The organism is Variovorax sp. Varisp46 (assembly GCF_059491885.1).
Genome location: NZ_CP168515.1, coordinates 3704985 through 3713846 on the forward strand (window position 1 = coordinate 3704985; position 8862 = coordinate 3713846).

General features: G+C 68.6%; 10 protein-coding genes. 4 read left to right on the forward strand and 6 right to left on the reverse strand.

The genetic code is table 11. The features are described from left to right. Positions 1-98 precede the first annotated feature (98 nt). From ACEN9N_RS17415 to ACEN9N_RS17425, 3 genes are read right to left on the reverse strand one after another with little or no spacing between them, the layout of a single operon-like run. A complete protein-coding gene (locus ACEN9N_RS17415) occupies positions 99-1064 on the reverse strand; it encodes a threonine/serine dehydratase (RefSeq protein WP_413315734.1) in 966 nt (321 codons plus the stop codon). Beyond that, a complete protein-coding gene (gene ispH, locus ACEN9N_RS17420; RefSeq protein WP_007839273.1) occupies positions 1061-2029 on the reverse strand; it encodes a 4-hydroxy-3-methylbut-2-enyl diphosphate reductase in 969 nt (322 codons plus the stop codon). The genes ACEN9N_RS17415 and ispH overlap by 4 nt, the downstream gene beginning before the upstream one ends. Further along, entirely contained in the window at positions 2026-2469 is a 444-nt protein-coding gene (locus tag ACEN9N_RS17425; RefSeq protein WP_413335521.1) for an FKBP-type peptidyl-prolyl cis-trans isomerase, read from the reverse strand. Before ACEN9N_RS17425 ends, ispH begins: the two co-directional genes overlap by 4 nt. 108 nt (positions 2470-2577) lie before the next feature. On the opposite strand from ACEN9N_RS17425, the gene radC reads away from it, so the two are divergent. Together radC and ACEN9N_RS17435 are read left to right on the forward strand one after the other, a co-directional pair. Then, the gene (gene radC / locus ACEN9N_RS17430; protein WP_007839271.1) at positions 2578-3255 is read left to right on the forward strand and encodes a RadC family protein; all 678 of its coding nucleotides are present in this window, start codon (positions 2578-2580) and stop codon (positions 3253-3255) included. After that, on the forward strand, positions 3255-3911 hold the full coding sequence (locus ACEN9N_RS17435) for a Smr/MutS family protein (RefSeq protein ID WP_495654155.1): 657 nt from the start codon (positions 3255-3257) through the stop codon (positions 3909-3911). Before radC ends, ACEN9N_RS17435 begins: the two co-directional genes overlap by 1 nt. Positions 3912-4055: 144 nt before the next feature. Here the strand turns inward: ACEN9N_RS17435 and ACEN9N_RS17440 are convergent, their stop codons facing one another. The 3 genes from ACEN9N_RS17440 to fabV are packed head-to-tail and all read right to left on the reverse strand — an operon-like array spanning position 4056 to position 6961. Further along, positions 4056-5279, reverse strand: a complete 1224-nt coding sequence (locus tag ACEN9N_RS17440) for an NAD(P)/FAD-dependent oxidoreductase (protein WP_495654156.1) — start codon at positions 5277-5279, stop codon at positions 4056-4058. Between the two features lie 38 nt (positions 5280-5317). Further along, the gene (locus ACEN9N_RS17445) at positions 5318-5737 is read right to left on the reverse strand and encodes a group II truncated hemoglobin (protein ID WP_007839268.1); all 420 of its coding nucleotides are present in this window, start codon (positions 5735-5737) and stop codon (positions 5318-5320) included. A gap of 27 nt (positions 5738-5764) precedes the next feature. Continuing rightward, positions 5765-6961: an enoyl-ACP reductase FabV gene (fabV, locus tag ACEN9N_RS17450; RefSeq protein ID WP_413315735.1), complete on the reverse strand. Its 1197-nt coding sequence runs from the start codon at positions 6959-6961 to the stop codon at positions 5765-5767. A 204-nt stretch (positions 6962-7165) separates the two neighbouring features. Here fabV and ACEN9N_RS17455 point away from each other — a divergent pair, with 204 nt between their 5' ends. Both ACEN9N_RS17455 and ACEN9N_RS17460 read left to right on the forward strand, forming a co-directional pair. Beyond that, positions 7166-7996 carry an ABC transporter substrate-binding protein gene (locus tag ACEN9N_RS17455; RefSeq protein ID WP_495654157.1) on the forward strand — a complete coding sequence of 277 codons (831 nt, stop codon included), beginning with the start codon at positions 7166-7168 and terminating at the stop codon, positions 7994-7996. Between the two features lie 163 nt (positions 7997-8159). Continuing rightward, positions 8160-8855, forward strand: a complete 696-nt coding sequence (locus tag ACEN9N_RS17460) for an amino acid ABC transporter permease (RefSeq protein WP_007839265.1) — start codon at positions 8160-8162, stop codon at positions 8853-8855. Positions 8856-8862: the final 7 nt, after the last annotated feature.

The following is an 8862-nucleotide window of genomic DNA, read 5'->3' on the forward strand; positions in this document are numbered from 1 at the left end:
CCCCGGCTTTTCACTGCGCTTCGCTCCGTGTAATTTGCCCCCCCGAGGGGGAGGCGCGGCTCGCCTTGGGGCGGCCCGGCGGCGGCCGCCTTCGACTCTCAGGCGACCGTCGCGGGGTCGACGTTCGCCCCGCAGACGATCAGGCAGACCTTCTCGCCCGCGCGCGGCGCGTAAGCGCCGGTCTGCAGCGCGGCCAGCGGCAGCGCGGCGGCCGGTTCCACTGCCAGCTTCAGCTCTTTCCACAGCCACTGCTGGGCGGCGCGGATGGATTCATCGGACAGCAGCAGGGCGTGCCGCACCTGCCGCTGCGTGATTTCCCACGAAATGGCGCCGATGCGGCGCGCCCCGAGCGAATCGGCCGCGATGCCGCCCACCTCCACGTCGATCGGCTCTCCGGCCTCGCGAGCGCGAAACAGCGTGGGCGCCTTTTCGGGTTCGAGTGCCACCACACGGGCGCGCTGCTCGAACCAGCCAGCGAGGCCGCCGATCAGCCCACCCCCGCCGACGCTCACGAGCACCGCATCGGGAAGACCGCCCTGCTCTTCGATCTCGCGGCCGAGCGTGCCCGCGCCGGCCACCACTTCGGGCTGGTCGTAGGCGTGGGTGAGCAAGGCGCCGGATTCCTTCTGGCGCGTCAGGCAGGCGGCCAGCGCATCGGGGTACAGCTCGCCGACGACGACCACTTCCGCGCCCAGCGCACGCAGCCGCGCGCGCTTGGCCTCAGGCGACACGCCCGGCAGGAACACCTGGCAAGGCACGCCCAGAGCGCGCGCCGCGGCCGCCGTGGCGATGCCCGCATTGCCGCCCGAGGCCACGACCACGCCGCTGTCGGGAATGTCGTTGGCCAGCAGCCGGTTCATCATGCCGCGCGCCTTGAAGCTGCCGCTGACCTGCATGTGCTCGAGCTTCAGCCAGATCTCGGCGCCCGGCGCCGCGACGCCGAAGGCGGCCGCCGGCAGCTTCCATAGCGGGGTTTCGCGCAGAAAGTGGCCGGCACGCTCGCTCAGCCTGCGGGAAGCGCTATCTATTTCAGAGCGCCAGTCGAAGGTTTTCTTGTCGTTCAAGAGATATGTCCTGGAGGGGGAATGTCGTCGAGCTTGAGCCCCTTGGGCAGCGGAAACTTGATGGTTTCCTCGATGCCGTCCATCTTGCGGACCGACACCGCGCCGAACGCGCGCACGCGCTCGATCACCTCGCGCACCAGCACCTCGGGGGCCGAGGCGCCGGCGGTGAGGCCGATGCGCGTCTTGCCCTCGAACCACTCGGGCTTGAGCTCTTCGGCCGAATCGACCATGTAGCTCTCGGTGCCCAGCCGCTGCGCCAGTTCGCGCAGCCGGTTGCTGTTGGAACTGGTGGGGCTGCCGACCACGATCACGAGGTCGACCTGCGGGCTCATGATCTTCACCGCGTCCTGGCGGTTCTGGGTGGCATAGCAGATGTCCTGCTGCTTGGGTTCGCGCACGGCCGGAAAGCGCGTGCGCACGGCGGCGGCGATCTCGGCCGCGTCGTCCACGCTCAGCGTGGTCTGGGTGACCACCGCGAGCTTCTCGGTCTGCGAGGGCGAGACCTTCGCCACGTCGGCCACGTCCTCGACGAGGTGAATGCCGCTGCTGAGCTGGCCCATCGTGCCCTCGACCTCGGGATGCCCCTTGTGGCCGATCATGATGAACTCGAAGCCCTCCTTCGCGAGCTTGGCGACCTCGACGTGCACCTTGGTCACCAGCGGGCAGGTGGCATCGAAGATCTCGAAGCCGCGGTCGCGCGCCTCCTGCTCCACCGCCTTGCTCACGCCGTGTGCGCTGAACACCAGCGTGGCGCCGGGCGGCACGTCGGACAGTTCCTCGATGAAGATCGCGCCCTTGGCCTTGAGCTCGTTCACCACGTAGGTGTTGTGCACGATCTCGTGGCGCACGTAGATCGGTGCGCCGAACTTGGCAATGGCGCGCTCGACGATCTCGATGGCGCGATCGACACCCGCGCAGAAACCGCGCGGTTCGGCAAGGATGACTTCCGAGATGTCGGGGTTCATAGCACGCCGATCAGCTTCACTTCGAAGGTGACGGGCTGGCCGGCCAGCGGATGGTTGAAGTCGAAGCGCACCGCCGTGTCATTCGATTCGATCACCGCTCCCGCGTAGCTGCCCGTGCCGTCGGGCGTGGGGAACTGCACGACGTCGCCCGTGGCGTATTGCTCGTCGGGGTCGCCCATCTGAGCGAGCAGCTTCCTGGCCACCCACTGCTGCATGTCGGGGTTGCGCTCGCCGAAGGCCTCGCCGGCGGGCAGCTCGAAGGTGGCATGCGCGCCTTCTTCCAGGCCCATCAGGCGCTGCTCCATGGCCGGAGAAAGCTCGCCGGTGCCGAGCGACAGGGTCGCGGGCTTGTCGGCGAAAGTGTTGATGATGTCGCCCGCCGGGCCGGCCAGCCGGTAGTGCAGGGTCAGGAAGGAGCCGGAAGTCACGAGTTGGGACATGGGGGCAGCGGAGGTGGGCAAAGACAAGGTGGGTGTCCCGATAAACTGGACCTCATTTTAAGGACCGGGACTTCACCCGGCTCCGCCAAGGTTTCACCCCAGGGTTTCATGGCATTCAAGGATCTCCCTCTCGACGCCCGTCCCCGCGAAAAACTCATCTCGCGAGGGGCATCCGCGCTGGCCGACGCCGAGCTGCTGGCCCTGCTGCTGCGCACCGGCGTGGCGGGCATGAACGTGCTGCAGCTGGCGCAGCAGCTGCTCGAGCGCTTCGGCGGCCTCTCGGGCCTGCTGCACACCGGCGCCGAGGAGCTCAAGACCATCAAGGGCATGGGCGGCAGCGCCAAGCGCTCCGAACTGATCGCGGTGCTCGAACTGGCGCGCCGCGCCATGGGCGAAAGGCTCAGGGAGCGCACGGTGTTCGACTCGCCCGACGCGGTCAAGCAGTACCTGCAGCTGCACATCGGCTCGCGCCCCTACGAAGTGTTCGCGGTGGTGTTCCTCGACGTGCAGCACCGCATGATCGCGCTGGAGGAAATGTTCCGCGGCACGCTCACGCAGACCAGCGTCTATCCGCGCGAGGTCGTCACGCGCGCCATCCACCACCAGGCTGCGGCGGTGGTGCTGGCGCACAACCACCCCAGCGGCAACATCGAGCCCTCGCGCGCCGACGAGTCGCTCACGCAGACGCTGCGCGCCGCGCTGGCGCTGGTGGACGTGCGGGTGCTCGACCACATCATCGTGAGCCCCGGACAGAGCTTCTCGATGGCCGAGAAGGGCGTGCTCTGATGGCCGCACGCGCCCCGTCTCTCAAGAACCTCGCCGACCTCAAGCAGGTGCAGCGCACGCTCGCCGAAACCCGTGAGCGCGAAGCCGCCGAGGCGGTCGCAAAGGCCGCGGCCGAACGCAAGCTCGCCGCCGAGAAAGACCTCTTTGCACGCGCCATCGGCGCCACCGAGCCGCTGCGCCGCAAGGCCGCAGTGCCGCTTGCGCCGCTGCCGCCGGCACCGATCCCGGTGCAGCACCAGCTCGACGAGCAGCGCGTGCTGCGCGAGTCGCTCTCCGACGAGTTCGACGTGACCACGCTGCTCGACGTGGACGACGCCATGAGCTTTCGCCGGCCCGGCATCGGCACCGACGTGACGGCGCGGCTGCGCAAGGGCGAATGGGCGATCCAGGGGCAGGTCGACCTGCACGGGCTGCGCAGCGACGAGGCGCGCGAGGCGCTCGGCGGCTTCATCCGCAACGCCAGCAAGCAGGGGCTGCGCTGCGTGCGCGTGGTGCACGGCAAGGGGCTGGGTTCGCCAGGCAGGCAGCCGGTGCTGAAGACCAAGGCGCAGCGCTGGCTGATCCAGAAGAACGAGGTGATCGCGTTCGTGCAGGCCAAGCCCGCGGAAGGCGGCGCCGGCGCCCTCGTCGTGCTGCTGGCGCCCGCGCGGCGCTGACGCTTTCTGCCTTGCTCCTTCCCCTTTCGGGGGAAGGCTGGGATGGGGGCTCGCGGCCTTTGCACGGGCCCTCCCCTCATCCGTCGCGGTCGTGCCCCCGCCCCTACCCTCCCCGGCGGGGAGGGAGCAGGAAACGCAGCCGGCTTACGCCAAGTGATTCTTCAGCGGAACCGATGCATCCGCCACCGCCGCAGCATCAGGGCTACGCCCCCCTTCAAGCAGCTTGCGGCTCATCATGTGGTCGACCGGCGCGTTCACCGACTCCACGCACACGAGCTGCCCATCGACGTAGTGGAACAGCGAGAACGCATCGGGCTTCGGCCCCGCGCGGCGAACGCTGACGAGGCCCGGCGTGCCTTCGGCCGGCATCAGGCCCACCATCTGCAGGCGCATGCCGCCCTGGTCGGACCAGAACCACGCGACCGCGTCGTGCGCACGCGCCGCGCCGGTCAGCGTGGCCACCGCGGTGCGCGCCTGGTCGTTGGCGTTCTGCACCGACTCGAGCCGCAGCGCGCGGCCCGCGCGGCGGTCGGGGAAGCGCGTGCAGTCGCCCACCGCGAGCACACCGGCCGCGCTGGTCTGCATGTGGCCGTCGACCACGATGCCGTCGGCGCATTCGATGCCGGCCGCCTGTGCGAGCGCCGTCTCGGGCACGGCGCCGATGCCGAGCAGCAGCAGGTCGACCGGCTGCTTCACGCCGTTGACCTGGATCGACACCAGCCGGTCGCCTTCCACTTCGAAGGCACCGGTCTGCGCACCGAGCACGATGTCGATGCCGGCCGCACGGTGCGTGGCGAGCACATGCGCCGACAGCTCGGGCGAGACGGCCCGGCCCAGCAGGCGCGGCGCGCTTTCGATCACCTGCACCGATTTGCCGAGCGCCTTGGCGGTGGCCGCCACCTCGAGCCCGATGAAGCCGCCGCCGAGCACGGTCACCTTCTCGGCCGATGCAAGCCGCTCGCGCAGGCGGTGCGCTTCTTCGGCGGCACGCAGGCTCGCGACGTTTTCGAGGCCCGGCTTCAGGTCGGGCATCTGGCGTGCGCGCGTGCCGGTGGCCAGCACCAAGCGCTCCCACGGCAGCACCGCGCCCGAACGCAGCGTGACGGTGCGCGCCTCGCGGTCGATCGCCACGGCCGCGTCGCCCAGGTGCAGCGCGATGCCCGCTTCGCGGTACCAGTCGGCGGCCTTGTGCGGCTGCGTGGTTTCCTCCGCGCTCTTCAGGAAGGCCTTGGACAGGGGCGGGCGGTGGTACGGCTCGCACGCCTCTTCGCACACGAGGTGCACGCGCGCGCCCTGCCCCGCTTCGGCAAGCCCGGCGCAGAGCTGGGCCGCGGCGTGGCCGCCGCCGATGATGACGATGGAATTCATGATGAGAGAAACGTCTTTCGGAATCGTTGTGGGGTCGGTCACTCGCCGCGGTTGCGCATCCAGTCGGCGGTTTTGAAAAAGGAGTCGCGCAGCCTTGCGCGCAAGTCCTCGGGCACACCCGTCTCGCCCATCGCCTGGTCCATGCAGGCCAGCCATTGGTCGCGTTCCTTGATGCCGATGGTGTGGCCGCCGATGCTCTGCGGCAGGTGGCGCGCGCGCAGCATCGGATGGCCGAAGCGGTCGGTGTAGTGCTGCGGCCCGCCGAGCCAGCCGCAGAGGAACCAGAACAGGCGCTGGCGCGCGTTGTCGAGGCTGGTGCCGTGCACGGCGCGCAATTGCGCATACGCGGGCTCGAGGTCCATCAGGTCGTAGAAGCGCTCGACCAGCGCCTCCACCTTCGGTTCGCCGCCGATCCAGTCGAAGGGCGTGCCGGCGGGCGGCTTTTCTTGTATCTGCATGGGCGGGAGTATCCCTTGAGGGGCCTGCTAGAGCTGCACGATGCCCGGAATGCCCACATCGGGGTTCACGTCGGCCTCGTAGTCCACGCCCTCCACGGCGAAGCCGAAGAGCCGCAGGAACTCGGTCTTGTAGCCCGCGAAGTCGGTGAGCTCGTACAGATTTTCCTTGGTCACCTGCGGCCACAGTTCGAGCACGCGGGACTGCACCTGCGGCGCCAGCTCCTTGTAGTCGGCGCGCAGGCGGCCTTCGGCATCGATGTGCGGGGCGCTGCCGTAGAGGCTCTCGGCGTAGAGGCCGTGCACCTGCTCGATGCAGCCCTCGTGCACGCCCTGCTCCTTCATCACCTTGAAGAGCAGCGACAGGTACAGCGGCATCATCGGAATGGCCGAGCTGGCCTGCGTGACCACCGCCTTGAGCACCGACACGCGCGCGTCGCCACCCTTGGCAGCCAGTCGTGCGCGAATGCCCAGCACCTTCTGGTCGAGGTCCTTCTTGGCCGCGCCGATGGAGCCGTTCCAGTAGATGTCGTGCGTGATCTGCTCGCCCAGGTAGGTGAAGGCCGTGGTCTTCGCGCCGTCGGCCAGCACGCCGGCCTGCTGCAGCGCGTCGATCCACATCTGCCAGTCTTCACCGCCCATCACGGCCACGGTGTTGTCGATTTCTTCCTGCGTCGCGGCTTCGAGCACCGTTTCCTTCACGGCCCCGCTGTCGGTGTCGAGGCCGCGCAGGTTCACGGCCTTGCCCACGGGCTTGAGCACCGAGTTGAAGACCTGGCCGGTCTTCGGGTGCGTGCGGCGCGGCGCGGCCAGGCTGTAGACGACGAGGTCGACCTGCCCCAGGTCGGCGCGGATGGTGTCGATGACCTGCTGCTTCACCGCGTCGGAAAAGCCGTCGCCGTTGATGCTCTTCGCATAGCGGCCTTCGGCGTGCGCCGCGCGCTCGAAGGCGGCGGTGTTGTACCAGCCGGGCGAGCCGGGCTTGGCCTCGCTGCCGGGGCGCTCGAAGAAGACGCCCAGCGTGTCGGCGCCGCAGCCGAAGGCGGCGGTGATGCGCGCCGCGAGGCCGTAGCCGGTCGATGCGCCGATCACCAGCACCTTCTTCGGGCCGCCCTCGATGGCGGGCCTGGCCTTGACGTACTCGATCTGCTGGCGGACGTTGGCTTCGCAGCCGGCGGGATGGGTGGTGACGCAGATGAAGCCGCGCACGCGGGGTTTGATGATCATGAGGATCTCGCTCGAAGAGATGCTGGAGGGAAGCGGGAGGGGCCGGAAGGAAGGCGCCGGAAGCGTGTTTTCGCGCCGCGAATTTAACCCAGCCCGCCAGGACGGCCTTCCGCTTGACCATATGCATATGTCGATTGACGATTTAATAATCAGCGGTTTTATTGATATGGTCCCGCCCCTCTGCTTTCCACCAAGGAGAAGAACATGCGCTTGAACCTGATCGCCGCCGCGGCCCTCGCGGCTTCCACTTTCCTGCTCGGCACCCTCGCCCACGCCGACCAGCTGGCCGACATCAAGAAAAAGGGCGAGCTGGTCGTCGGCGTGCTCGGCACCGACGAGCCCGCGACCTTCGTCGACCCCAAGACGCGCCAGATCGTCGGCTACGAAGTCGACCTGGCGAACGCCATTGCAAAGAAGATCGGCGTGAAGCCGGTGCTCAAGCAGATCGCCGTGGCCGCGCGCATTCCCGAACTGCAGCAGGGCCACGTCGACCTTGTCGCCGCCGGCCTCACGCACAACAAGGAGCGCGAGGCGCAGATCGACTTCTCGCTCACCACCTTCGTCACCGGCCAGAAGGCCATCGTGAAGAAGGACAGCGGCATCACCGAGGTGCCGCAGCTCGCCGGCAAGAAGGTGCTGACCATCCGCGGCGGCACGCAGGAACCCAACATCCGCAAGGCCGTGCCCAACGTCGAGGTCGTGACCTTCGACACCAGCCAGCAGGCCTTCCAGGCGCTGCAGCAGGGCAAGGGCGTGGGCTATGTGGACGACGAGGCCGCGCTGCTGCGCAGCTACGCCAAGCTCGGCCCGCAGAAGGCGCAGTACGTGGTGCTCAAGCAGAACCTGAGCACCGAGGCGCTGGCCATCGGTATCAAGAAGGGCGAGAGCGGCCTGAAGGCCGTGGTGGACGACACGCTGCGTGAGCTCGAGAAGTCGGGCGAGGCGCAGAAGATCTTCATCAAGTGGTACGGCCCGGACACGGCCTCGGGCTTCCAGTCGCGCGACTTCAAGCTCGAGACCGACAAGATCGACTGAGTTCGGTGTTTCTCCTTCCCCCGCTGGGGGAAGGTAGGGATGGGGGCATGCGGCCTCCGCATGAGTGCCGCGTCTTTCCAGGCGCCGCCGTGCCCCCACCCCAACCCTCCCCCAGCGGGGGAGGGAGCCAAGACCCCCTGCGGCAGTGATACTGTCGCCCCCCATGCCCCTGTTCGACTATTCCTTGCTGCTCACCGGCAAGTACCACGACATGCTGGTCGCGGGCCTGCTGCTGTCGCTGCAGCTGCTCGCGGCCGCGCTGGTGCTGGCGCTGCCCCTCGCGCTGGTGGTCGCGCTGCTGCGCCTTTCGCCCTTCGCACCGCTGCGCTGGCTCGGCTTCGCGTACGTCGAGTCGATCCGCAACATCCCGCTGCTCGCGCACATGCTGTTCTGGTACTTCGGCGCGCCCGAGCTGCTGCCCGAAGGCATCAAGCAATGGCTCTACGCGGGGCACATCGAGGCCTACAGCGCGGTGATCGCGCTGTCGCTGTACACGGCGGCCTTCATGGCCGAGGACATCCGCAGCGGCATCCGCGCGATCCCCACGGTGCAGTTCGAGGCCGGCCGCGCGATGGGCTTCAGCTACCTCGCCACCATGCGCGGCGTGGTGCTGCCGCAGGCGCTGCGCGTGACTGTCCCGCCGCTGATCTCGCAGACGCTGAGCCTCTGGAAGAACACCTCCATCGCCACCGTGATCGGCGTGGCCGAGCTGATGTACCAGGCCGGCCAGGTCGAGAGCGCGACCTTCCGCAGCTTCGAGTCCTTCGCGTTCGCGAGCGCGGCGTACCTGACGGTGTCGCTGGCGATCACGGGGCTGGCGACCTGGTATCACCACCGGTATCCGGTGCGCACGATCTGAGGACGCC

What these genes read in the sequence shown, in the direction of transcription:
- ispH (WP_007839273.1), bottom strand. Translation starts at nt 2,029, where the DNA reads ATGAACCCCGACATCTCGGAAGTCATCCTTGCCGAACCGCGCGGTTTC.
- radC (WP_007839271.1), top strand. Translation starts at nt 2,578, where the DNA reads ATGGCATTCAAGGATCTCCCTCTCGACGCCCGTCCCCGCGAAAAACTC.
- ACEN9N_RS17440 (WP_495654156.1), bottom strand. Translation starts at nt 5,279, where the DNA reads ATGAATTCCATCGTCATCATCGGCGGCGGCCACGCCGCGGCCCAGCTC.
- ACEN9N_RS17425 (WP_413335521.1), bottom strand. Translation starts at nt 2,469, where the DNA reads ATGTCCCAACTCGTGACTTCCGGCTCCTTCCTGACCCTGCACTACCGG.
- ACEN9N_RS17455 (WP_495654157.1), top strand. Translation starts at nt 7,166, where the DNA reads ATGCGCTTGAACCTGATCGCCGCCGCGGCCCTCGCGGCTTCCACTTTC.
- ACEN9N_RS17460 (WP_007839265.1), top strand. Translation starts at nt 8,160, where the DNA reads ATGCCCCTGTTCGACTATTCCTTGCTGCTCACCGGCAAGTACCACGAC.
- fabV (WP_413315735.1), bottom strand. Translation starts at nt 6,961, where the DNA reads ATGATCATCAAACCCCGCGTGCGCGGCTTCATCTGCGTCACCACCCAT.
- ACEN9N_RS17435 (WP_495654155.1), top strand. Translation starts at nt 3,255, where the DNA reads ATGGCCGCACGCGCCCCGTCTCTCAAGAACCTCGCCGACCTCAAGCAG.
- ACEN9N_RS17445 (WP_007839268.1), bottom strand. Translation starts at nt 5,737, where the DNA reads ATGCAGATACAAGAAAAGCCGCCCGCCGGCACGCCCTTCGACTGGATC.